Annotated in this window: 24 protein-coding genes; 10 read left to right on the top strand and 14 right to left on the bottom strand. The window is 62.7% G+C overall.

Features of this window, described 5'->3' with window-relative positions:
- Positions 1-52: 52 nt before the first annotated feature.
- The 3 genes from HU737_RS18455 (at position 53) to HU737_RS18445 (ending at position 2,336) form a co-directional block, all read left to right on the top strand.
- Entirely contained in the window at positions 53-484 is a 432-nt protein-coding gene (locus HU737_RS18455; protein ID WP_186553712.1) for a hypothetical protein, read from the top strand.
- On the top strand, positions 485-1,075 hold the full coding sequence (locus tag HU737_RS18450) for a Cap15 family cyclic dinucleotide receptor domain-containing protein (protein WP_186553713.1): 591 nt from the start codon (positions 485-487) through the stop codon (positions 1,073-1,075).
- A 1,027-nt stretch (positions 1,076-2,102) separates the two neighbouring features.
- Positions 2,103-2,336, top strand: coding sequence for a hypothetical protein (locus HU737_RS18445; RefSeq protein WP_186553714.1), 234 nt, complete (start codon positions 2,103-2,105; stop codon positions 2,334-2,336).
- 1 nt (position 2,337) lies between these two features.
- Here the strand turns inward: HU737_RS18445 and HU737_RS18440 are convergent, their stop codons facing one another.
- The 5 genes from HU737_RS18440 to HU737_RS18420 all read right to left on the bottom strand — a co-directional run bounded on the left by HU737_RS18440 (position 2,338) and on the right by HU737_RS18420 (position 7,446).
- A complete protein-coding gene (locus HU737_RS18440; protein ID WP_186553715.1) occupies positions 2,338-2,892 on the bottom strand; it encodes a PqiC family protein in 555 nt (184 codons plus the stop codon).
- A 17-nt stretch (positions 2,893-2,909) separates the two neighbouring features.
- The gene (locus HU737_RS18435) at positions 2,910-4,565 is read right to left on the bottom strand and encodes a PqiB family protein (protein WP_186553716.1); all 1,656 of its coding nucleotides are present in this window, start codon (positions 4,563-4,565) and stop codon (positions 2,910-2,912) included.
- Positions 4,549-5,190 carry a paraquat-inducible protein A gene (locus HU737_RS18430; RefSeq protein ID WP_186553717.1) on the bottom strand — a complete coding sequence of 214 codons (642 nt, stop codon included), beginning with the start codon at positions 5,188-5,190 and terminating at the stop codon, positions 4,549-4,551. Before HU737_RS18430 ends, HU737_RS18435 begins: the two co-directional genes overlap by 17 nt.
- Complete coding sequence (locus tag HU737_RS18425) at positions 5,187-5,783, bottom strand: paraquat-inducible protein A (RefSeq protein ID WP_186553718.1); 597 nt, start codon at positions 5,781-5,783, stop codon at positions 5,187-5,189. Before HU737_RS18425 ends, HU737_RS18430 begins: the two co-directional genes overlap by 4 nt.
- A gap of 106 nt (positions 5,784-5,889) precedes the next feature.
- Positions 5,890-7,446 (bottom strand): methylenetetrahydrofolate reductase C-terminal domain-containing protein, encoded by a 1,557-nt coding sequence (locus HU737_RS18420; protein WP_186553719.1) that lies wholly within the window; start codon positions 7,444-7,446, stop codon positions 5,890-5,892.
- Between the two features lie 584 nt (positions 7,447-8,030).
- On the opposite strand from HU737_RS18420, the gene metE reads away from it, so the two are divergent.
- Positions 8,031-10,340: a 5-methyltetrahydropteroyltriglutamate--homocysteine S-methyltransferase gene (metE, locus tag HU737_RS18415; protein ID WP_186553720.1), complete on the top strand. Its 2,310-nt coding sequence runs from the start codon at positions 8,031-8,033 to the stop codon at positions 10,338-10,340.
- A gap of 124 nt (positions 10,341-10,464) precedes the next feature.
- On the opposite strand, the gene HU737_RS18410 is transcribed toward metE, so the two are convergent.
- Complete coding sequence (locus HU737_RS18410) at positions 10,465-11,646, bottom strand: acetyl-CoA C-acetyltransferase (protein WP_186553721.1); 1,182 nt, start codon at positions 11,644-11,646, stop codon at positions 10,465-10,467.
- Positions 11,647-11,875: 229 nt separating this feature from the next.
- Between HU737_RS18410 and HU737_RS18405 the strand changes: the two genes are divergently transcribed.
- Together HU737_RS18405 and HU737_RS18400 are read left to right on the top strand one after the other, a co-directional pair.
- Positions 11,876-12,142 (top strand): PepSY domain-containing protein, encoded by a 267-nt coding sequence (locus HU737_RS18405; protein WP_186553722.1) that lies wholly within the window; start codon positions 11,876-11,878, stop codon positions 12,140-12,142.
- Positions 12,142-12,678 (top strand): cytochrome b/b6 domain-containing protein, encoded by a 537-nt coding sequence (locus HU737_RS18400; RefSeq protein WP_186553723.1) that lies wholly within the window; start codon positions 12,142-12,144, stop codon positions 12,676-12,678. The genes HU737_RS18405 and HU737_RS18400 overlap by 1 nt, the downstream gene beginning before the upstream one ends.
- A 114-nt stretch (positions 12,679-12,792) precedes the next feature.
- On the opposite strand, the gene HU737_RS18395 is transcribed toward HU737_RS18400, so the two are convergent.
- The 4 genes from HU737_RS18395 to HU737_RS18380 are packed head-to-tail and all read right to left on the bottom strand — an operon-like array spanning position 12,793 to position 16,945.
- Positions 12,793-13,902 carry an agmatine deiminase family protein gene (locus tag HU737_RS18395; RefSeq protein ID WP_186553724.1) on the bottom strand — a complete coding sequence of 370 codons (1,110 nt, stop codon included), beginning with the start codon at positions 13,900-13,902 and terminating at the stop codon, positions 12,793-12,795.
- A 3-nt stretch (positions 13,903-13,905) separates the two neighbouring features.
- Complete coding sequence (locus HU737_RS18390; RefSeq protein ID WP_186553725.1) at positions 13,906-15,000, bottom strand: extracellular solute-binding protein; 1,095 nt, start codon at positions 14,998-15,000, stop codon at positions 13,906-13,908.
- 2 nt (positions 15,001-15,002) lie between these two features.
- On the bottom strand, positions 15,003-15,893 hold the full coding sequence (aguB, locus tag HU737_RS18385) for an N-carbamoylputrescine amidase (RefSeq protein ID WP_186553726.1): 891 nt from the start codon (positions 15,891-15,893) through the stop codon (positions 15,003-15,005).
- A complete protein-coding gene (locus HU737_RS18380) occupies positions 15,890-16,945 on the bottom strand; it encodes an agmatine deiminase family protein (RefSeq protein ID WP_186553727.1) in 1,056 nt (351 codons plus the stop codon). The genes aguB and HU737_RS18380 overlap by 4 nt, the downstream gene beginning before the upstream one ends.
- Positions 16,946-17,080: 135 nt before the next feature.
- On the opposite strand from HU737_RS18380, the gene HU737_RS18375 reads away from it, so the two are divergent.
- The 4 genes from HU737_RS18375 (at position 17,081) to HU737_RS18360 (ending at position 21,189) form a co-directional block, all read left to right on the top strand.
- Positions 17,081-17,929 (top strand): LysR substrate-binding domain-containing protein, encoded by an 849-nt coding sequence (locus HU737_RS18375; RefSeq protein WP_186553728.1) that lies wholly within the window; start codon positions 17,081-17,083, stop codon positions 17,927-17,929.
- A gap of 213 nt (positions 17,930-18,142) precedes the next feature.
- Positions 18,143-19,342, top strand: coding sequence for an enoyl-ACP reductase FabV (fabV, locus tag HU737_RS18370; protein ID WP_186553729.1), 1,200 nt, complete (start codon positions 18,143-18,145; stop codon positions 19,340-19,342).
- Between the two features lie 156 nt (positions 19,343-19,498).
- Positions 19,499-20,185: a GNAT family N-acetyltransferase gene (locus tag HU737_RS18365; protein ID WP_186553730.1), complete on the top strand. Its 687-nt coding sequence runs from the start codon at positions 19,499-19,501 to the stop codon at positions 20,183-20,185.
- 95 nt (positions 20,186-20,280) lie between these two features.
- Positions 20,281-21,189 (top strand): alpha/beta hydrolase family protein, encoded by a 909-nt coding sequence (locus tag HU737_RS18360; protein ID WP_186553731.1) that lies wholly within the window; start codon positions 20,281-20,283, stop codon positions 21,187-21,189.
- 93 nt (positions 21,190-21,282) lie between these two features.
- Here the strand turns inward: HU737_RS18360 and HU737_RS18355 are convergent, their stop codons facing one another.
- The 4 genes from HU737_RS18355 to HU737_RS18340 all read right to left on the bottom strand — a co-directional run bounded on the left by HU737_RS18355 (position 21,283) and on the right by HU737_RS18340 (position 23,268).
- Positions 21,283-21,624 (bottom strand): HopJ type III effector protein, encoded by a 342-nt coding sequence (locus HU737_RS18355; protein WP_186553732.1) that lies wholly within the window; start codon positions 21,622-21,624, stop codon positions 21,283-21,285.
- On the bottom strand, positions 21,617-21,913 hold the full coding sequence (locus HU737_RS18350; protein WP_186553733.1) for a DUF1244 domain-containing protein: 297 nt from the start codon (positions 21,911-21,913) through the stop codon (positions 21,617-21,619). Before HU737_RS18350 ends, HU737_RS18355 begins: the two co-directional genes overlap by 8 nt.
- A gap of 11 nt (positions 21,914-21,924) precedes the next feature.
- Positions 21,925-22,617 carry a dihydromonapterin reductase gene (folM, locus tag HU737_RS18345; RefSeq protein ID WP_186553734.1) on the bottom strand — a complete coding sequence of 231 codons (693 nt, stop codon included), beginning with the start codon at positions 22,615-22,617 and terminating at the stop codon, positions 21,925-21,927.
- A gap of 78 nt (positions 22,618-22,695) precedes the next feature.
- On the bottom strand, positions 22,696-23,268 hold the full coding sequence (locus HU737_RS18340) for a putative antibiotic biosynthesis monooxygenase (protein WP_186553735.1): 573 nt from the start codon (positions 23,266-23,268) through the stop codon (positions 22,696-22,698).
- Positions 23,269-23,404: the final 136 nt, after the last annotated feature.

Genomic DNA, 23,404 nt, shown 5'->3' with positions numbered 1-23,404 from the left:
TGATGGAGTCGCTTGACGAGTGCGGTAATGTCGGAATAGAGGTTAACTAAAAATGACCCGAAAGATTATCAATTTATTAAGTAAGACGGCGTCTCTCGCAGGAGAAAATTTTTCCGGTATTGGCATAATACTCTGGAATGAAAAGTTTGAGCTTCCTATATTCCCAATTAAAGAGAACGCAGTAATACCGGAAAGCGGAAATTTATCGTGGGATCTAGCAAAAATATCCACCACGGAAAATGAACTTCATGATGGCTTTCATATATTAACACCTGCTCTGAATCTGGTTCGTGTTTCCCAATATTTTTCACCGCCGATCATTCATGGCATTTCTGTGAATCGCGAGAGGAGTTTTGGAGGGAGGTACTTGGCAGCGCTATTTGGGTCTGCGCTTCCTGGCGTAGAGCTAAGCGCAATAGCTACCCCTTCTCTGGGAATTGCTGTATTCGAAAACGGCCAAGAAACCTACTTTGAGGAGCCTTAAGTGTTTTCAATTCTCTCCCCAATAAAGCTCGTTGTTTTAATATGCCAAATATATGCGGCGCTAGTGCTCTTCATCGTCCTGGCTTTGTTTTTCATCGACCCTGATATTTCAAAATCTTATCTCTTGAAAATTGTGCTGGGGGGAGCCGGCATACTTGAGGTTACGTTACTCGTAACCGCAAATTTTTTCTGGAGGAAGTTATGGGCTAGATTCCCTGTCCTCAACGATTATTTATTTCCAGACCTAAACGGCGTATGGAGTATGAAAATTCACTGGAGCAACAATGGCGAGGGAGGAGTCGTAGCGGCCAGGGCCACTGTCAAACAGAGTTTAATTTCCGTAAGTATGGAGGTTCATTCGGAGGGATCTGACTCAGAAACTATCTTGGTAAAGACATCTAAAGACTCCGAATCGGGGCGACCGCTAATGCACTATATGTACAGGGTAGTACCTAAGTCTATCGGGGAAGAGCCATCCCCACCATACGAAGGTGCTTCCACACTTAAACTTTTCTCTGAAGAAGGTGGAGTTCTCAGGGGTAACTATTTTACAAGTCGAAATACCAAAGGGCATTTCGTGCTCATTCGGTAGTGATGACTGCTAGGTGAGTGGTGATCTCTGAGGAAAAAGTTCTAAGTCGGACGAGCTCCTTGAGGTAGTTTTAGAGGTAAAGGGCTGTATCCTCACGGGTAATAATAAAATTCAGTTACTTGTGTTAATACGATTCCTGCCTTCGAAATCCACACCCTCTGGCAATGCTCCCCCAACCCCCATTTTGAGCGGCCTTGTCGTTTCTGCTAGGCTCGTTTTCCCTTCACGCCACGGCCTCATTGATCGGCCCTGAGGCATTCAGGAAGCGGACGATTCTCAAGTCCTAGTTAAGAAAAGGAAGAACAACATGTCTAACCCTCGTCACTGGAATGATTGGGCTGGCGGACTGACCCTAGTCCTTCAGGCAGTCGTCTATATCCCTCTGCTTTACATTATCCTTATGCCATGGCTTTGCCTGGCACTGGTCAAACTAGAGAAAACTCCATTCTTCCCTAGTTTTTTCCACGCGATGGCTTCCTCAGGCTGGCTGATCGCCTCTGGGGTCGTGGGCCTAACGGTTCTATTCGTGGTGGTTCGCAGCTTAGTCCGCTGAAATCATGGCGACTTAACAGTTAGAAGGCTGATCACCATTTCCTTCATCATTGAAGGAGAATTCTGTCTCCGCTGCCCCTTGCCCCGCCAAGCCTCAAGGTCTAAATTGGCGAGGTCGCGGCAAATTCCGCGACCGGGTTTGGCGACTCGGATAACTTGGCGCAACAGCGCCCCACACGATTGCAGGCGCTTTTTTTGTGCCCGCAGCCTCGTGCCATGGCGGCTGTGCGTGGGAGACCTTCGGGTCTGCCGGGTTCCAAGTTCCCGGTTCGCCAACCTGCGTACAGCTGCCACCCAATTGTTTGGCGACGATGCGTGGCAGCTCCAATCAAACTTGGAGTCTCATGCATGCCTACTCGCATACCGAGCAAAATCCTCGCATTCGTTCTCCGCCGTCCACTGCGGCCGGCATCTCGAAGCCTTCGCTTCTATCCCATCCACACCCACCCCACCGCAACCCCAAGGCAGGCCCCCCATGCCTGACCAAGAACGCCTCTCCACCCTCCAAAGCTACACCTGGACCCTAGAACTCCTGGCCGAAGCCCTGGTCCAGCACGACGACATGCTCGAGTGCGAACACAACCCGCGCCTGAGCTTTCGCAACACCGCGGGCATCCACCAGGCGATCCGCATCATCAGCCGCCTGGCCAGCGAGCAATGTGGAAAACTCCTCGATACCGGCGACAACGCCCTAGCCGACAGCAGCTGACTCAACGCTCGCCAGGGCACCCCCCGCGCAGATTCACAGCCGCCTGACGAATCTGCGTGGCCAGCCCCTGCACGTTGTTCTGCTGCGCGCGGACCAAGTCCTCGATCTCCGGCCCGGCGGGCGTTTGCAGCAGGCTGTGGCAGTTGAGCATCTCTCCACCCTCAGCCCCGCGCAGGCGCCAGCGGGCATCGATCAGTGCGTACTGCCCGGGGATCGAGTCAAAGCGCTGCACGTTGATCTTCACCGCCACTTTGCGCGCCGCGCTGCCGTTGCCCAGTTGCACCACCAGGGCACTGCGCAGCTCTTCACTGAGGCTCGCGCCCCACCAATCGGTTTCAAGAATGGCCAGGCCATTGCTGCCTTGGCGAATGACGATCTGCGCCCGGTCGACTTGTGGCGGCACGCTGATGCCTTCGATCACCACTTCGGCGGCGTTGCTGCTGGCCTGGGTGGGGGCGTGTACTGGGGTCAGGGTGTGAAAGGCAATCGGGTCGCTGCGGCACGCGGCGAGCAGGGCCAGGGTGCAGAGCAGCGGGAGGGTGTGCCGTGGGGTCATGGGTTTCGCTCCTGCGGTCAGTTGCGCGGTGGGCCTTGCAGGTCCAGGGGCGCGGCGTTGGCGGGGCGGCCGCGGATCAGCGATTCGGGGTTGCGTCCGAGGTAGTCGGAGAGCTCGCGCAGCGAGCGCGACATGCGCGCGAGTTCGTCGAGGGTTTCGGTGAGTTTTTCGCGCTGCGGTGAGTCTTCGGCCAGGGTCGAGTTGGCCGATTGCAGGGTCTGGCTGACGTGGGCGAGGGTGTCTTGCACGCGGGGCAGGGTCTTGCTGTTGAACTGGGCGAGGCTTTTGCGCAGCTCGACCAGGTTGCTGTCGAGGTTGCTGGCGATGCGTTCGACCGGCAGTTTGTTGATCTTCTCGACCATGGCCTGCAATTGCTCTTGCAGCAGTTCGAGGCTGCCGGGGATGGTCGGGATGGCAATCGGCCGGGCGTTGAGGTCGAACTCGGCTTTTGGCGCTTTGGGGAAGAACTCCAAGGCAATGTACAGCTGGCCGGTGAGCAGGTTGCCGCTGCGCGCCTGGGCGCGCAGGCCGTTGTCGACGAAAGTGCTGAACAGCTTGGCGGAGGCGGCGATGTCGTCGGGGTTGTGCTTGAGCACTTTGAGCATTTTCACGTGGGCCTGGCCGAGGCGTTGTGGGTAGACGACGATGCCGACGTTGATCGGGAAGCTGCGTTTGACTTCGTCGAAGTCGAGGTTCACCGACACCACGCGGCCAATTTCTACGCCGAGAAATTCCACCGGGGCGTCGACCTTGAGGCCGCGTAGGGCCTGGTCGAAGCGCAGGGTGAAGTACTGCGCCTTGCCGTTGGGTGGGGCGAGGGCGGTTTGCTGGTCGGCGAACAGCTCGTAGGTCTTGTCTTCGGCGGCGGGGCTGTCATTGGGGCTGTACTCGGGGGCGCGGAAGGCGATGCCGCCGACGATCAGGGTGGACAGCGATTCGGTCTTTACCGAGACGCCATTGGCGCCGACATTCACATCGACGCCGCTGGCATTCCAGAAACGGGTGTTTTCGGTGACGTAGGCATCGTTGGGGGCGTGGATGAACACTTCGATGTTCACCCCTTTGCCGTCGGCATCCAGGGCGTAGGCGACCACTTGGCCGACCGGGATCTTGCGGTAGTAGACCGGCGAGCCGATATCCACCGAGCCCAAGTCGGGCGCGTGCAGGGTGAAGCGTTTGCCGGGTTCGCCGTAGGTGATCGGCGGCGGGTTTTCCAGGCCGGTGAAGTGCTTGGCGCGGGTGTTGGACTGGCCGATGTCGGCGCCGACGTAGTCGCCCGACAGCAGGGTGTCGATGCCGGACACGCCCCCGGCACCAATGCGCGGGCGGACTACCCAGAATTGCGAATCTTCGCGGGTGAAACCTTCGGCTTGTTTGTCCAGTTTCACCGTGGCGTTGACGCTTTTCTGATCATTGCTCAGGGCCACTTCCGACACGTGGCCGATGACTACGCTGCGGTATTTGACTTCGGTCTTGTTGGCGGTGAGGCCGGCGCCGGTCTTGAAGGTGAGGGTGATGGTCGGGCCTTCCTGCATTGTGCGGTGGATCACCAGCGACAGGCCGACCAGCACCGCGACGATGGGCACGATCCACACCAGCGAGACGCTGAAGCGGCGGGTTTTCACCTCTGGCCGGGCGGGCTCGTGGGGGGCTTGATCAGTGGGTGACGACATCCGTGCGCTCCTTGGTGGCGGGTGGTTCCCAGATCAGGCGGGGGTCGAAGCTCATGGCCGCGAGCATGGTGAACACCACCACCAAGCCGAAGAATAGAATGCCCGGGCGTGGCTCGATGGTGCCCAGCGCTTGGAATTGCACGAGGGCGGCGACCAGTGCCACCACCAGCACATCGAGCATCGACCAGTAGCCGATCAGCTCGACGAAGCGGTACAGCTTGGAGCGCTCCTTGCGCGCCCAGTCGCTGCCGCGCTGGACGGTGATCAGCAGCAGCGACAGGGCGACGAACTTGACCCCGGGCACGGCGATGCTGGCGATGAAGATGATCAGGGCGATGTCCCACGCGCCGTGCTCCCAGAACTCCAGCACGCCGCTCATGATGGTGCTGTCGGCGCCGTCGCCGAGCAGGGTGGTGTTCATCACCGGCAGCAGGTTGGCCGGCACGTAGAAGGCCAGGGCGGCGAGCATGTAGGCCCAGGTGCGCGCCAGCGAGTTGGTCTTGCGTCGGTGTAGCGGCGCGTCGCAGCGTGGGCAGTGGTGCGGCTCGTTGCTCATGTCGCAGGCCAGGCCGCAGCTGTGGCACAGGCACAGGTTGAGTTCGCTGGCGGTCGGCGGGCGGTTCATAGCAGGTCCCACAGGTCGCGCACATCGCGCCCAGCAATGCGGATCAGCAACAGGCTCAGCGCGGCCAGGGCGAACAGGCCGATGCCGGGCAGTACGTCGAGCATGCCGGCCAGCTTGAACACCGCGACCATGGCGCCGAGCAGGCACACTTCGAGCATGCTCCACGGGCGTAGGGTTTCCAGCCAGCGCATGGCCAGCTTGAAGCCGGGGGCGCGGCGCTGGGCGAGGGCGAAGGTCAGCACCCAGGTCAGCAGCACCAGCTGGAAGGCCGGGGCGATGATGATGGCGATGGCGGCGACCATGGCCATGAAGGTGATCGGGCCTTGGCTCAAGGCCAGGACCGAATCCCACAGGGTCGCGCTGTTTTTCAGGCCCTGCATGCTGATGCTCATCACCGGGTAGAAGTTGGCGAACAGCCAGAGCATGGCGGCGGTGATGCTCAACGCCAGGCGCTGTTGCACCGTAAGGCCGTTGTAGCGCTGGAGCACGCCGGCGCAGCGGCTGCAGACAGTTTTCTGGTGCTTGGCGAGCGGGACCTTTTCGTAGACGCAGTCGCAGTGCTCGCAAATGATGAACTGGGCAGCATGGGCCATGTTCACGCTCGAAGGGGCCGCTTGGCAGGGACTCAGTGAATATAGGAGCGCTGGGATAAACGGCAACTTTTTCGGGGGCCGTTTATCGTTGATGGGGGAGGGCGGGTTAGCTGTCGATTTCGGCGGGGCGTTTGGTGTGGGCCGGCTTGAGATGATGGGCTGAGGGTTTTGGGCTGGCTGGGCGGGCCTCTTCGCGGGCAAGCCTGCTTCCACAGGGTTCAGGGGTGTTTGCGGGAGTGAACCAGGCTGGCCAGGAGCTTTGGTGGCGGGTGGGGAGTTCGATGCAGGGGATCAGGCGGTCGGTGAGGACTGCGGTTTGCTCGACGGATTTGGCGGTGCGGTATTTGACGCTGTGCACGCACTCGCGGTCGCCGAACTCGCAGCGGTTGAGCGAGGTGCCGCCGCAGGGGCCGTTGGCCAAGCCCTTTGGGCAGCTTTCCGGGCAGATGTAGAGGGTGTCTTCGAGCCGGCAACGCCCGCAGGTGTCGCAGCCGAGCAGGGGCCGTTTGATGCTGCGTTCCAGCTGGTGCAGCAGGCGCGCGCCTTGGGCTGTGCGCCAAACCGGGCGGGTGACGGCCCAGCCGAAGCTGCGGCTGAGCCAGTTGCTACGGTCGAACAACAGTGAGTGCAAGCCAGACAGCACGTGGTAGCGGGCTTGCTCTGTGCGGCTGGCGCTGACGCGCGACTCGCCCAACCGCCAGTTGGCGCCGGGTGGGTTGAAGGTGACAGCGGGCAAGCCGGGCATTTGCCAGCTGGCAGCCCAGGCGGGTGCCCATTGCTCCAGGGTGTGGATTTCGCCTTGCTGGGTGTGCAGCGCCTGCTCCAACGCTTGGAACTGGGCCAGGTCATGGATGCCGGAGAGGTGCACGCCGGCATAGCCCATCAACTTCAAGCCGATCACCTGCAGCGCCAGGCGCTCGATGCTGCGGGTCTGGGCGTAGGTTTTCGACACGTCCAGTTCGGCCGCGAGGATGTCGCGCATCGCTGGGCTGACCACCGCGCCTGCCACGTGTTCGAGCATCTTGGCGCGGCCGTGGGTCAGGGCCATCAGGCAGGCGATCAGTGGCTTGGGCGTGCGCTGGCGGCGCATCCAGTGCAGCGCTTCCTGGTGTTTGCGGTCGTCATAGCCCATCTGCAGGGTGAGAAAATCCGCTCCGGCGCTGAGTTTTTTTTCGGCTTTGAAGTATTGCGCGGCGCCTTCTTCCTCGTGGTACTTGAACGGGTTGAGTGCGGCGCCGAGCAGCCAGTCGGGGCGGGCTTGGCGGGTGATTTGTAGCGCCGCGACCGATTCGAGGTAGCGCACCGGGCGTTGGCCGGGCTGGTGGCCGGGGAGGCGGTCGCCGGTGAGGATCAGCAGCTGGTCGAGGCCGGCGCTGTCCATGCGTTTGAGCTGGGCGAGCAGGTCTTGGCGTTCGCGGTCTTTGCCGGAGAAGTGCAACAGGGCGGGAACGGCTGTGTCGAGGGAGGTGAAAGCGTCCAGCGGCGACATGTCCAGCGGGCTGCCGACCCGGTCGCCGATGGCCACGGTCAGCGGCCAGCCGCACAGCTGCTTGCGGGCCATGATCGCTTCGAGGGCGGCGAAGCGCTCGGCGCTGGGCTTGGGGACGAACTCCATGACGCAGACGAAGGTGTGTTCGTGCAGGGCGTCTTTCAGCTGGCTCATGGCGGGCTGGGCACCGGGCTGGGGTAGGCTGGCATTTTGCGCGATGTGCGGGGTGGGCGCTTGTCTGGATGCGCAGCTTAGTGATTTGGTTGAGACATCGAGATTGTCGGGGGCCGCTTTGCGGCCCTTCGCGGCGGTTCGGCGCCCCGACAAGCCAGCAGGCTCATTTTCAGCCGGAAGAACGGCGCGGTAGCTGTGGTAGGTGTGGTGGATGATCTGGCCTCTTCGCGGGCAAGCCCGCTCCCACAGGCTCATTGCCAGCCGGAAGAACGGCGCGGTACCTGTGGTAGGTGTGGTGGATATTCTGGCCTCTTCGCGGGCAAGCCCGCTCCCACAGGTTCACCGCCAGCCGGAAGAACGGCGCGGTACCTCCCACAGGTTCACCGCCAGCCAGAAGAACGGCGCGGTACCTGTGGGAGCGGGCTTGTCGGGGCGCCGAACCGCCGCGAACGGCTGCAAAGCTGCCCCAGTATCTCCGCCTCATGAATAAATCTCGTGATCATCTCAAATTATATGAGTTTGTCTCACGATGCCCGTGCCGCCAAACTTCCCTCATTGAATTTCCACTCTAAGGGACAAGGCACATGGCACTGGCACACAACCTGGGTTTTCCACGCATCGGCCGCGATCGTGAGCTGAAAAAAGCCCAGGAAGCTTTCTGGAAACGCGAACTCGACGAAACCGGCCTGCGCGCCGTAGGCCGCGAGCTGCGTGCCGCCCATTGGCAGGCGCAAAAAGACGCTGGCATTGAACTGCTGCCGGTCGGCGACTTCGCCTGGTACGACCAGGTCCTGACCCACTCGCTGACCTTCGGCGTTATCCCCGAGCGCTTTCGTGGCCAAAGCGGCGCCAAGCCGACCCTGCACACCCTGTTCAGCATGGCCCGTGGCGCCGTGGCGACGGACCGCAGCGACAGCTGCTGCGGCGGCGCCCACGCCCAGGAGATGACCAAGTGGTTCGACACCAACTACCACTATCTGGTCCCGGAATTCACCGCCGAGCAGCAGTTCACCCTGAGCTGGGAGCAGTTGTTCGAGGAAGTCGCCGAAGCCAAGGCGCTGGGCCATGCAGTCAAACCGGTGGTGATCGGTCCGCTGACTTACCTGTGGCTGGGCAAGACCAAGGGCGCTGAGTTCGACAAGCTGGAACTGGTCGACCGCCTGCTGCCGCTGTACGACGAGATCTTCAACCGCCTGGCCGCGCAGGGCGTGGAGTGGGTGCAGATCGATGAGCCGATCCTGGTGCTGGATCTGCCACAAAGCTGGAAAAACGCCTACGAGCGGGTCTACAACATCCTTCAGCGTGCGCCGCTGAAAAAGCTGGTCGCGACCTACTTCGGTGGCCTGGAAGACAACCTCGGCCTGGCGGCCAATCTGCCGGTTGATGGCCTGCACATCGACCTGGTGCGCGCCCCCGAGCAGTACCCGACCATCCTCGACCGCCTGCCGGCCTACAAGGTGCTGTCGCTGGGCGTGGTCAATGGCCGCAACGTCTGGCGCTGCGATCTGGAAAAAGCCCTCGACGTGCTGCGCCATGCCGCCGAGCGTTTGGGTGATCGGCTGTGGGTCGCGCCGTCGTGCTCGCTGCTGCACAGCCCGGTGGACCTGGCCCGGGAAGACCAACTCGATGCCGAGCTGAGAAGCTGGTTGGCCTTTGCCGTGCAGAAGTGCCAGGAAGTCGCTGTGCTGACCAAGGCCATCAACCAGCCAGGCGCCGCCGACGTGCACGCCGCACTGGAAGACAGCCGCGTCGTACAGGCCAGCCGCGCTGCCTCGCCGCGCATTCACAAACCGGCTGTGCAGGCCCGTCTGGCGGCGATCAAGCCCGCCGACAGCCAGCGTCTGTCGGCCTTTGAGCAACGCATCGTCAAGCAGCGGGCGGGGCTGGACCTACCGGCTTATCCGACCACTACCATTGGCTCGTTCCCACAGACTTCGGCGATCCGTCTGGCGCGTCAGTCGTTCAAGCAGGGCAAGTTGACCGAGGCCGAGTATGTCGAGGCCATGCACAGCGAGATTCGCCACGCGGTGCAAATCCAGGAGCAACTGGGGCTGGACGTGCTGGTACACGGCGAGGCCGAGCGCAACGACATGGTCGAGTACTTCGCCGAGCAGCTCGACGGCTATGTATTCACCCGCTTCGGCTGGGTGCAGAGCTACGGCTCGCGCTGCGTCAAGCCGGCGGTGATCTTCGGTGACCTGAGCCGGGCCAAAGCCATGACCGTAGAGTGGATCAAGTACGCCCAGGGCCTGACCCGCAAGGTCATGAAGGGCATGCTGACTGGCCCGGTCACCATGCTGATGTGGTCGTTCCCGCGTGAAGACGTCAGCCGCGAAGTGCAGGCCCGGCAGCTGGCGCTGGCGATTCGTGACGAGGTGGTGGACCTGGAAGCGGCGGGCATCAAGATCGTGCAGATCGACGAAGCAGCCTTCCGCGAAGGCCTGCCGCTGCGCAAGAGCGCCTGGGCCAATTACCTGGAGTGGGCCACCGCAGCCTTCCGCTTGTGCGCCTCTGGGGTGCGTGATGAAACCCAGATCCACACCCACATGTGCTACAGCGAGTTCAACGATGTGATCGAGTCGATCGCGGCGATGGACGCTGACGTAATCACCATCGAGACTTCGCGCTCGGACATGGAGCTGCTGGAGGCGTTCGAGAAGTTCGACTACCCGAACGAGATCGGCCCTGGCGTGTACGACATTCACTCGCCGCGGGTGCCGAGCCGTGAAGAGATGGTCAAGCTGCTGCGCAAGGCTGCGCAGCGCATTCCCGCTGAGCGTCTGTGGGTCAACCCCGACTGCGGCCTGAAGACCCGTGGCTGGCCTGAGACCGAGGCGGCGCTGGTGAACATGGTCGCCGCTGCGCGCGAGCTGCGTGGTGCGGCGGTGGCTTGAGCGGTTAGTTGAGCAAAACAACGGGACGCACTGCGTCCCGTTTTGCGTTGTGCGGGCTTAGATCGATTCTGAACTGGGGTTTGTTGGGGCTGCAACGCAGCCCCAACATCTCACTGGCGAAAACTCACTCGCGCTCGATCGCCAACGCCACGCCTTGCCCGCCGCCAATGCACAAGGTCGCCAGCCCCTTCTTGGCATCGCGCTTGATCATCTCGTGCAACAGCGTCACCAGCACCCGGCACCCCGAAGCCCCAATCGGATGCCCCAGGGCAATTGCCCCGCCGTTGACGTTGACCCGCGCAGCATCCCACTCCAGCGATTTACCCACCGCCAGCGCCTGAGCGGCAAACGCCTCGTTGGCTTCGATCAAGTCCAGATCGCCCAGCGTCCAACCTGCCTTGTCCAGGCAACGCTGGGTCGCCGATACCGGCCCGATGCCCATGATCGCCGGATCGACCCCGGCACTGGCATAACCGGCAATCTTCGCCAGCACCGGCAGGCCCAGCGCCTTGGCTTTGTCCGCACTCATCAGCAACACCGCCGCAGCGCCATCGTTGAGGCTGGAGGCATTGCCCGCGGTCACGCTGCCGTCCTTCTTGAATGCCGGGCGCAGTTTGGCCAGCGACTCGGCCGTGGTGTCAGCGCGCGGCTGTTCGTCACGGTCGACCACTTTCGGCTCGCCTTTTTTCTGCGCCAGCACGATCGGGGTAATTTCATCTTTGAAGCGCCCAGCCTCGATGGCGGCAATCGCCTTGCGCTGGGATTCAGCGGCAAAGGCGTCCTGCTGCTCGCGGCTGATGTCGAACTTGTCCACCAGGTTCTCGGCCGTGATGCCCATGTGGTAATCGTTGAACGCATCCCACAGGCCATCGCTGATCATGCTGTCGATCAACTGCCCATGGCCCATGCGCTGGCCGCTGCGCGCCGATGGCATGACGTAGGGCGACAGGCTCATGTTCTCCTGGCCTCCCGCAATCACCACCTCGGCATCGCCACAGCGAATCGCCTGGGTGGCCAGGTGCAGTGCTTTGAGGCCCGAGCCGCAGACCTTGTTCAAGGTCAGCGCCGGTACTGCGAACGGCAGGCCGGCCTTGACCGCCGCCTGGCGTGCGGGGTTCTGCCCGGCGCCGGCGGTCAGCACTTGGCCGAGGATCACTTCATCGACTTGGGCTGGGTCCAGCCCGGTTTGCTCCAGCAGGCGCTTGATCACCGCAGCGCCCAGCTCGACCGCTGGCACGCTGGCCAGCGCCCCCTGGAAACTGCCAATGGCCGTACGGGTGGCGGCAACGATGACGACTTCATTCATTTTGTTGTTCTCCATGAAGGTGGGGCGCCAGGACAGGGGCGCATTCCCACCAGCATCGGCGGGATTGGTTGATTTGTTAAGTTTGTTTTTCTTTGTGATTGATCTGAAATGCAAATGAATGGCCCAGGGGGCAGCAGAAGTGGCAGCCAGCATCGCCAGGCAATCGCAGCTACGCTAGATGAGCTTGGCTGCGCCGCATGCTGTTTCACTCACACTGGAGCTTATCGTCATGCGTACCCTGATCCTGCTCACGTTGCTGCTTGTCAGTGGCCTTTCCCTCGCCTCACCGCAATGCACCACCGCCGAGAAAAGTACCTGGCAAGACCCAGAGAAATTCCAGACCCAGCTCAAGGAACAGGGCTACAAGATCAACAAGTTCAAGGTCACCAAAGGCAACTGCTACGAGATCTATGGCTTCGACAAGGATGGCCGCAAGGTCGAGATCTACCATGACCCGGTCACTGGCAAGGCGGTGAAAACCGAGATCGAAGACTGATGCCAGCCGCCAGGGTGCGGCTGTGGGATCCGCTGTTGCGCGCCTGTCACCTGTCGTTTGCCACGGTGTTCTTCGCCAATTACTTCTTCAATGAAGAAGGCGACGATTGGCATCAGTGGCTGGGTTATTACGCGTTGGGCTGCCTGCTGCTGCGGCTGGTATGGGGCTTCGTTGGCCCGCGCAGTGCCCGTTGGGCGGACTTTTGGCCGACCCGTGCGCGCTTGGCGGCGCACGCTCGGGCGCTGCTGCGGGGCGAGCCGTATCACCGGTTGGGGCATTCGCCGATTGGCGCGTTGGTGATGCTGGCGATGCTTGGCTGCATCGCCGGGCTTGGGCTGACTGGGTGGTTGTCGCAGGAAGTCGACGCGCTATGGGGCGCGGATTGGCCGGTGGATGTGCACAGTGTGCTGGCCAATGCCTTGTTGGCACTGGTGTGCGTGCATGTGTTGGCGGCGCTGGTCGAGAGTGTGCGGCTGGGTGAGAACTTGCCGTGGTCGATGATTACCGGGTGGCGGCGGGGGCCTGGGGATCGGTGAATGGGGCCGCTTTGCGGCCCAATCGCGGGGCAAGCCCGCTCCCACGCAGATATTGTGCTGACAGGTTGCGTGGGAGCGGGCTTGCCCCGCGATTAAGGCGCACGCGGCCCTGGGCTACACCGCCGGACACTGATGGGTAACGCAGTGAATCCCGCCACCCCCAGCCGCAATCGCATCGATATCCAGCTGCACCACTTCGCGCCCTGGATACAGCTTTACCAGCAAGTCACGCGCCTTGCCGTCCGCACGCTTGTCGCCAAACTGCGGCGCAATCACCGCCCCGTTGATCACGAAGTAGTTGATATACCCCGCAGCAAAATCTGGATTGCCGCGGCTGAACTTATTGCGCCTGGGCGCCAGCGGCGGCGACACGGTGTGAATTTCAAGCGGGCGGCCATCGGCATCGGTCGCGCCCTTGAGTATCTCCAGGTGCCGCTTGGTCACGGCGTGATCATACGAGTCCGGGTCGTTATCCAGATTGGCGATCACCACCCCAGGGCGGACGAAGCGCGCATAGAAATCCACATGCGCATCGGTGATGTCCTTGCCCTTGATCCCCGGCAGCCAGATGATCTTGCGCAAGCCCAAGCGCGTCTTGAGCTCTTCTTCGACCTGGGCCTTGCTCCAGCCAGGGTTGCGGTTGCCGTTGACCCAGCAGCTCTCGGTCATGATCCCGGTGCCATGGCCATCCACCTCGATCCCACCCCCTTCGCCAACCAGCTCGCTGCGCTGATACTGCGCGCCGGCCAGCTTGGCCACCCGCGCAGCCAGCTTGGCATCGTTGCGGTGGCGCTGCTTGCCACCCCAGCCGTTGAAGTTGAAATCGACGGCGGCCAGTGCGCCGTCATCGTCGACGACGAAGTTGGCGCCGATGTCGCGCATCCAGATGTCGTCCAGCTCGCAGGTGACGTAGGTGATGTTGTGGCGACCACAATAGTCTTCAGCCAGGTCGCGCTCGGTCGGACGGCAAAACACCGTCAGCGGCTGGAAGCGGGCAATGGCCTGGGCGATGCGTCCGAGGGCGGCTTGCACGTCAGCGGTGAAGTCTTCCCAGATGGCGTCCTGGGCGCCAAAGGCGAGGTACGCGCGCTGCTGCGCTTCGCCTTCGTCAGGCATGAACCAGCGCCCCAGCTCAGCGGCGCGGGCGCTGCCCAGTGGCAGCCCGAGGCCGGCGCCAAGGCCGGCGGCCAGGGACAGTTGCAGGAAGGTTCGACGAGTCGGCATGGGTCAGTCCTGTGCAGTCTTGAAGCGGGTCCAGACGCGCATGCGCGCACGCATGTCGGCCTGGGGGATGTCCTTGCCTGGGATCAACCGGGCGTAGGTCGCTGGGTCTAGGTAGATATCGGGGTTGTCGCGCATGCGTGCATCCACCGCCGGGCGCGCCTTGGCGCTGGCGGTCGGGTAGCCGGTGAAGTTGCTGATCGCGGCCATGTTTTCCGGGCGCATGACGAAGTTGATGAAACGATAGGCGTACTCCGGGTGACGCGCATCGGCGGGGATGGCCATGGTGTCCATCCACACCGTGGTGCCTTCGCGCGGCACGCGGTACTGAAAGTCGATGGCTTTGCCGGCAGCCTCGGCAGTGCGCTGGGCCTGGATCACATCGCCGCTGTAGCCCAGCGACAGGCACAGGTTCTCGTTGACCAGTTCGGTCACCGGCTGCGACTGGAACTTGCGCACGTAGGGGCGGATGGCGCTGAGCAGTGCGCTGGCGGCGGCCAGGTCTTCGCGCTTGGCGCTGCGCGGCTCGCGGCCGAGGTAGTTGAGCACCACGGCCAGGGCTTCGTCGGGCGAGTCGATGATCGAGATACCGCAGTCGGCGAACTTGGCGGCCAACTCTGGCTTGAGCAGCAAATCGAGGCTATTGAGTGGTGCATCGGGCATGCGCTGGCGGATCTTGTCGGCATTGACTGTCAGGCCGATGGTGCCCCAGGTGTAGGGTATGGTCGCCTGGCGCGCCTTGGGGTATTGGTCGTGCAGCGTGCGCAGGCCGGGGTCGAGATCGTCCAGCGCGGGCAGTTGGCTGCGATCGAGTGGTTGCAGGCTGCCGGCGCGCATCAGCCGTTCGGCTACGGTGTCGCCGGGGAATACCAGGTCGTAGCCGCTGCGCCCGGACATCAGCTTGGCTTCGAGCACTTCGCTGCCGTCCATGACGTCGTAGATCACCTGGATACCCGTCTCGGCGGTAAAACGCTTGAGGGTGTCTTCGGCAAAATAGTCCGCCCAGTTGTACAGGCGCAGGGTCGGTTGTTCGGCCTGGGCCTGGCTGGCGCAAAGCGCCAGGCCCAGGGCGGCCAGCAGGTGGCAAGGGCGCAGGGGCATGATCAGATCCTCCGGGTGGGGTGGCCGTCGAGCGTCATCAGGGGCGCGTACATCTCGGGGCGGCGGTCGCGGTAGATGCCCCAGCTCAAGCGCTCTTCGCGCATGCGCGCCAGGTCCAGGTCGTGCAGCCAGACGCCCGTGCTGTCGCGGTCCGCTTCGGCGAGCAGGGCGCCCTTGTGGTCGCAGATGAACGACGAGCCGTAGAAGCGCATGGCCAGGCTGGCATCGCTGCGTGCCACTTCACTGCCAACGCGGTTGGCGGCCACGACCGGCAGCAGGTTGGCGGCGGCGTGACCGCGCATGGCCATCTGCCAATGGTCGCGTGAGTCCAGTTCGGCGGCGCCGGGTTCCGAGCCGATGGCGGTGGGAAACAGCAACACTTCGGCGCCCATCAGCGCCAGGCAGCGGGCGGTCTCGGGGAACCACTGGTCCCAGCAGATACCGATGCCCAGGCGGCCAAAGGCGGTGTCCCAGACCTTGAAGCCGGTGTCACCGGGGCTGAAGTATTCCTTCTCCTGGTAGCCGATGGCGTTGGGGATGTGGGTCTTGCGATAGACCCCGAGCAGGCGCCCGTCGGCATCGGCCACGCTCAGCGAATTGAAGAAGGCGTTGCCGGCCCGTTCGTACCAGCTCAGCGGCAGCACCACGCCCAGCTCGCCGGCCAGGGCGGCGAAGCGCTTGAGCAGCGGGCTGTGCTGGTACGTCTCGGCCAGCGCCTGGTGGCTGTGGCATTGCTCGATGCAGAAGTACGGGGTGGCGAACAGCTCCTGCAACAGGATCACCTGGGCACCCTGGGCGGCCGCCTGGCGTACCAGTTGTTCGGCGCGCTCAAGGTTGGCCGGCAGATCCCAGCTGCAGGGCATTTGGGTGGTGGCGATGCGCAACTGGCTCATGGGCGTGCCTCGCGCAGGGGCCAGGCCGGCTGCTGCTGGGTGATGCAGTGGATACCGCCACCGCCTTGGGCAATGTTGTCGATGCGCACCGGGACGATCTCGCGCCCAGGGAAGGCCACGGCCAGCTGGCGCGCGGCGGCCTGGTCGGCGTCGATGCCGTAGGCGGGCATGATGATCGCGTCGTTGGCGATGTAGAAGTTGGTGTAGGAGGCGCAGAACACCTCGGCCTCAGGGTCGACGGCGGCGCTGGCTTCGTACAGGTCGAGCAGCTCGAATGGGCGGCCTTGGGCATCGCTCGCCAGTTCCAGGGCGCGGCGGTTTTCCCGGGCGACCTCGGCGTACACCGAGTTGTGCTCGTGGGTGGCGTCGACCAACAGCACGCCGGGGCGGGCGAAGGCGCACACGCCATCGACGTGGCCATCGGTCATGTCGCCGGTGACGTACTGCGGATCGCCCGGCAGCCAGATGGTCTTGCTAATGCCCAGCAGGCGGGCGAAGCAGTCTTCGAAATCGGCCTTGGTCAGCCCCGGATTGCGATTGCGGTTGAGCAGTACCGATTCGGTGGTGATCAGCGTGCCTTGGCCATCGACATGAATCGCACCGCCTTCGTTGCACAGCGGCGTGCTGAAGCCCTCCAGGCCCAGGTGGTCGAGGATACGCCGGCCGAGGCTGCGATCCTGGCTGTGCGCCGACTTGTTGCCCCAGGCGTTGAAGCGCCAGCTCAGGCCTGCCAGGCCATGCTGCGGATGGCAGATAAAGCTCGGCCCGCTGTCGCGGCACCAGCTGTCGTCCACCGCCAGCTCCACCAGCTCGATGCCTGGGCCGCACAGTGCTCGGGCGCTGGCGATGGCGGAAGGATCGACCACCATCTTCACCGGCTCGAAGCGGGCGATGGCGCTGGCCACGCGGGCATAGTCGCGTTGCACATCGGCCAGGGTCACGCGCCAGCCGGCTTCCCACAGGCTTTGGTTGTGCGGCCAGATCATCCAGGTGGCGGCGTGGCGGGCCCATTCGGCAGGCATGCGCCAGCCGCTGTCGTTGGACAGGTGCATAGAGAACTCCGATCAGTTAAGAATTATTTATCAACGAAGCCCGCCGTCGCGGGTGTTGAGGTCAATGCTAGGGCTAGGAAGGTGCAGCGACAAACGATAGATTTAGCGCACATCTGATCAGTCAGGCTTATCGATATGCTCAAACACTGGCCCCCGCTCAATGCCCTGCGCGGTTTCGAGGCTGCTGCCCGGCTCGGCAGTTTTCACAAGGCTGCCGAGGCGCTGAACCTCACCCAATCGGCGATCAGCCAGCAGATTCGCAGCCTGGAAAGTTATCTGGAGCAGCCGCTGTTTCACCGCACTGGGCGCAGTGTCAGCCTGACCGATGCTGGCCACGATCTGCTCAGCACAACGCAATCGATGCTGCAGCAATTGGCGGTGGGGATTCGGCGGCTCGATCAGTACCGCAAGCCCAACCAGTTGGTGGTCAACACCACCCCGGCGTTTGCCCGGCATTGGTTGCTGCCGCGTCTGGCAGACTTTCGTCAGCGCTGCCCGCAGGTCGACCTGTGGCTGTTCACCAGCTTCGACGTGCCAGACATGGCTACCCAGACCATCGACCTGGCCATTCGTGACGACCTCAGCGCCCAGGCCGAATGCAGCTTCAGCGTGCTGCATCAGGATCGACTGTACCCGGCGTGCCATCCGGGGTTGCCAGAAAGCGGCCGCACGACCTTGCACGGCGAGCGGGAGATGGACTGGAGCCACTGGCAGGTGGAGGGCGGCGAGGATGTCGGCCAGCAGGGGCGGGGGCTGAATTTTTCTGACCCCGGGTTGCTGCTCGAAGCGGCTTGCGAGGGGCTGGGGATTGCCCTGGTGAGCCAGCTGCTGGCGCAGCGGGCGGTGGCCGAGGGCCAGTTGCAGGCGCTGTCGCAGCAGCGCGTGCGCGGGCCTGCCTGGGCCTGCCTGGTGCATCGCGATAGCCAGGATGATCCGCTGGCGCGGCAGTTTCTGGCGTGGTTGCGGGGTGAGCTGGCGGGCTGAGGGTGTCTGGGCTGGCCTCATCGCGGGGCAAGCCCGCTCCCACAGTTGCTGCGCCGCTGCGACATGTCCCGCGATGTGGCCGGCAGCCTTTTGCATCACTCAATCACCCCGTAATATGTGTCGGATAACCTGCGGGGGTAGTCTCACCCTCTGATCAACGGATCCGGCCCACGCGGCGCGGCTCCTCAGCATAAACCTGACGAGGTACAGACATTGGCCATCATTCATCCCAAGGTTCGCGGTTTCATCTGCACCACGACTCACCCCAAGGGCTGCGAGCTCAACGTCCGTGACCAGATCGAAGCCACCCGCAAGCTGGGCGTGCGCGAGGATGGTCCGAAGAAGGTCTTGGTGATCGGTGCTTCCAGCGGCTACGGCCTGGCAGCGCGCATCACCGCCGCATTCGGCTTCAAGGCCGACACCCTGGGCGTGTTCTTCGAAAAGCCGGGCACCGAAACCAAGCCTGGCACCGCCGGCTGGTACAACGCCGCCGCGTTCGACAAGTTCGCCAAGGCCGAAGGCCTGTACAGCAAGTCGATCAATGGTGATGCCTTCTCCGACGAAGCCCGCGCCAAGGTCATCGAGCTGATCAAGAACGAAATGGGCGGCAAGGTCGACCTGGTCATCTACTCGCTGGCCTCGCCGGTGCGCAAGTTGCCACAGACCGGTGAGCTGGTGCGCTCGGCGCTCAAGCCAATCGGCGAGCCGTACAAGTCGACCGCGATCGACACCAACAAAGACACCATCATCGAAGCCAGCATCGAGCCTGCCACCGAGCAGGAAATCGCCGACACCGTGACCGTCATGGGTGGCCAGGACTGGCAGCTGTGGATCGATGCCCTGTCGCAGGCCGGCGTGCTGACCGACGATGCGCGCACTGTCGCCTTCAGCTACATCGGCACTGAAATCACCTGGCCGATCTACTGGCACGGTGCGCTGGGCAAGGCCAAGCAAGACCTGGACGAAACCGCCAAGCGCCTGAACAAGCAGGTCGGTGGCGGCGCCAACGTGGCCGTGCTCAAGTCGGTAGTGACCCAGGCCAGCTCGGCCATCCCGGTGATGCCGCTGTACCTGTCGATGGTCTTCAAGATCATGAAAGAGAAAAACGTCCACGAAGGCACTCAGGATCAGCTCGATCGCATGTTCCGTGATCGCATGTACCGCGCCGATGGTCAGCCGGCCGAGCTGGACAGCGAAGGCCGTCTGCGCCTGGACGACTGGGAGCTGCGCGACGACGTACAGGACGCCTGCAAGGCCCTGTGGCCGCAAGTGAGCACCGAGAATCTGTTCGAGCTGACCGACTATGCCGGTTACAAGAAGCAGTTCCTCAACCTGTTCGGTTTCGAGCGTCAGGATGTTGACTATGATCAAGACGTAGCCACCGACGTACGGTTCGACTGCGTCGAGCTGTAAGCAAGCCATTGACCGTGCACCTGTTTTCCACAGGTGTACGGTTCCCGCCTGGGCTTGTTAACATCTTGCAACACATTATCTGCTGGCCATTTGATATGGCCGCCATCTATACCGCAGTTATTGGCCGGGCAATTTCGCCGTGGCCTGGGAGGCGGTATGAGTGCACTGCAAAAACTACAAGAACGCATAAGGCGAAAAGGTCTCAAGCGCACCTTCAAGACGCTGTTCGAACGTTACGTGTTTTTCCACTGGGAACTGCTGTGGATGGAACGCGATTTGATCAGCCCCGTCCCCCCTTGCAAGCTTAAAGAGCACCCGCCGGTCACCTTGGTGGAAATCACCACCGACAATGCCGATGCCTTCGCTCGCCACTTTGGCGACCGCGTTGAAACCATGCGCGAACTGGCCGCTGCCGGGCATACCGGGCACATGTATCTGGACGAGCAGGGCGATGCCGTGGCGTTCATCTGGGCCAGCGTGGTCGACTATCACGACAAGCACTATTACGGCTGCACCTTCCCGGTCAAACCGGGGGAATTCTTCGAGTTCGGCGGTGAAATGATCCGCCGTTACTTTGGCAGTGAGCTATCGGTGACCGCCCAGGTCGCACTGTGGAATACCATGCGCGAGAAGGGCTGCCACAAGGTGGTGGATGTGGTCGAGACGCACAACGTGCCGGCGATGAAACTGCACCTGCGCATGGGTTACCACGAGCAGGGCCGGGTGATGCATGTGTACGGCCTGTTCGGCCGCTTCAAACTGTTTCGCGAGAGCCGCTATCACGGTTCGCGCCTGGAAGTGCTGCGCAAGCCAGGCGTTGCTCGCGCCTTGTCGACGACCTGAGAGGGTGGCTTGGCGCTGATTTTTTGCTAGCTTTGGCGGACAACAATTCGTGTGTCCGCCCTTTCCTGTAGGCGCGACGCCGCAGGGAGCGCGCCATGAGCAGCCTCACTCAACCCGCCAGTGCCTTTCGCCAGCCAGCCGCCGATGGTTACAGCCTCGGCGGTTTCCAGTGGCGCCATGCCCAGCCCGATCCCCAGCGTCCGCTGGTGATCATCAATGCCGCAACCTCGGTGCGCTGTCGTTATTACTCGCGTTTTGCCGATTATCTGTTTGCCCAGGGCTTCGATGTGCTGACCTACGATTACCGGGGTATCGGCGAGTCGCGGCCGGCGTCGTTGCGCGGGTTCAGTGCTTCTTGGAGCGACTGGGGGCGATTGGATTTCGAAGCCATGCTGCAGCGCGCAGCCGAGCAGTTCGCGGGGCAGCCCGTGGATGTGGTGGGGCACAGCTTTGGCGGCTGGGCGGTTGGCCTGGCGCCGTCTGCCGAGCGGGTGCGGCGGGTGGTGATGGTCGGCGCGCAGTTTGCCTACTGGCGCGACTATGCGGCGCAGCAGCGCTGGCAGCTGTTTGGCAAGTGGCATGTGCTGATGCCGTTGTTGACGCGGGTCTACGGCTATTTCCCGGGCAAGCGCCTGGGCTGGCTGGAGGATACCCCGGCAGGGGTGGTGGATGACTGGAGTACGCGTACGCCGCGCTTTGAGCACCGGCCCAGTGGCCGCTCGCTCGCCAGCTTGCCGTTTGCCCAGGTGCGGGCGGCCACATTGGCAATCAGCCTGACCGATGATCCGTTTGGTACGGTGGCGGCGACTGAGCGCCTGCTGGGGTATCTGACCCACGCCGAGCGGCTGCATCTGCGGGTGGCGCCTGGGGATATCTCAGTGGATGAGATTGGCCATTTTGCGTTTTTTCACGATCGTTTTCGCGAGGCGCTGTGGCCGATTGCCCTGAGGTGGTTAGGGCAGGGGCAGCTGGGGGCTGAGGTGCCGGGGCAGATCATCAGCTGATGGAGGTAGGTCTGGCCTCTTTGCGGGCAAGTCGCAGCGGCGCACCGCCGCTCCTACAGAGCACTGTTGGAGCGGGATTTGCCGCGAAGTGGATCAGGCCAGACGCTTGAGCGGCTGCTCAGCGAACTTGACCCCGGCCAAGCCATGGGCGATCAGCGCGCGGATATTGCCGTGGTCGCTGCCATCGGGCGTGGCCACTACGCTGCGGTAGTGCTCACCAAACGCCAGCAGCGCCTCTTGGTCGCTCAGGCCTTCGAGCAATGCCAGGCCCAGGGTCTTGCAGGAGCCTTCGTTTTGCCCGGCAGCGTTCTCCACGCCGCCATTGCTGAACGCTTGAGGCTGGTAGCTGTAGTGCTCGGCAATGAACGCCAGGGTATCGGCAAAAACGTGTTCGCCGCTGGCAAGGCTGGCGCGCAGGGTGTTCAGATCAGTCACGAGGTTTTCCTTGTTCGAACGCCGCTTGCTGCTCGGCGCTGGCTTCTTTCTGGTATTGGGCTTTCCACTGGGCATAGGGCATGCCGTACACCGCTTCGCGGGCGTCATCCATGCTCAGCTCTATCTGCTGCTCGTCGGCTGCGGCCTTGTACCACTTGGACAGGCAGTTACGGCAGAAACCGGAGAGGTTCATCAGGTCGATGTTTTGCACGTCGGTACGTTTTTGCAGGTGTTCGACCAGGCGCCGGAACGCGGCGGCTTCGAGTTCGAGTTGTTGTTGCGCGGTCATGGGAGCTTCCCTCAGGTCATGCGATTCTTCAGATGGCGGCCACCATTGATGACCACCTGGCTGCCAGTGCTGTACTGGCTATCGAGCAGGTATTTGACCGCCTCGATCAGCGGCCCGGCGCCGGGTTCGAACTCCAGCAGGGCTTTTTTCAAGGTTTGCTGGCGGTAGGCTTCGTCGCCACCTTCCTTGAGGATCAGCAAGCCCGGCAGGATACCGTTGACGCGCACCTTGGGCGCGTATTTCTGGGCAAACGACAGCACCATGTTCTGCAGCGCGGCCTTGGTCGCGGCGTAGCCGATGTGGCTCTTGCTGCCGCGTGAGGAGGTTTCGTCGCAGATGTGAATGATATCGGCCTTGTCGACCTTGGCCAGCAGTTCACCCAGGGCCAGGTTGAGGTGGTAGGGCGCCTCGACATGCAGGCGGAACATCATGTCGAGGTTGTCCAGGCCGTCATCGAGCCACACCGAGGCGTTGTGGATGATCGCTCGCAGCCCGTCGTAGTGGGTGTGCAGGTGCTCGATCAGCGCCTGGCGGTCGGCCTGCTGGCAGAGGTCGGCGCGAAACTGGACGATGTTCGGGTGCGCCGACTGGGCAAGAATGCTGCGACTGGCACTGACCACCGTATGGCCGGCCTGTGCCAGTTCAAGCGCCAGGGCCAGCCCTACGCGTTGGCTGGCTCCGGTTACGAGGATAGGGCTATTCATGTTCGGGGCGGTCTACTTGTCTGTGCGTGCAGTGATGCCCCAGCATACCCGAACTGTCTGCCTCTTGCGTGGCGTGCCTCAGCGGCTGCGCAGCCCGCGTGCCGGTTGGCTGGCGTTGGCCGGCGCCGGGTGCAGCCAGGGGGCCAGCAGACGGGTCGACAACGGGATGAACAGGTAGACCATCACCGGCGTCAGGGCCAGGGTGCTGAGCAGCACTCGGGGCACCAGATCGAGTGGTGCCAGCCAGTGGCCGAAGAGCACGTTGAACAGCAGCGAGACCGGAAAGAACGCCAGCCAGATGGCGACCGCTTGCTTCCAGCGCGGCGGTTTTTGCACCATATTGGTGCCAAACCAGTCATCAATGCCGCTGACGCGCGTCTCTTTGGGGCGTTCGAACAAGCCATCGCCGCGTTGCAGCCAGGCTCGCCGCGAAGCGGAATGCTCCCAACTGTGCAGGGTCTGCTCGTTGGTGAAACGGAAGATAATCTGGAATTCATCGCCCTCGGCGGGCGGTGCGAGGATGCCCGAGCCCAGGTAGCCGGGGAAGTCGGTGGCCAGCTGCTCGCCTTCATGCAGCCAGGTCAGTAGGTCCTGGTAGCGGCCATGGGCGGCGCGGCGCGACACCATCAAGGTGACGGGTGGGGTAGACATCGTGTATCTCCTGGCGACGGGGCTGGCGGGTAGCTGGCCCCTTGGCTTCGTCGCCCGGGGTGGTGGGCGACGCAAGCAGGCTTGCAAGAATCGGGCGCGATTATCGCGGATATTTCATGACCCGTCAGTTTCAGGC

The organism is Pseudomonas urmiensis (assembly GCF_014268815.2).
Lineage (GTDB): Bacteria > Pseudomonadota > Gammaproteobacteria > Pseudomonadales > Pseudomonadaceae > Aquipseudomonas > Aquipseudomonas urmiensis.
The sequence above is the reverse complement of the archived record's forward strand: the minus strand, read 5'-3'. Positions and strand labels throughout refer to the sequence as shown.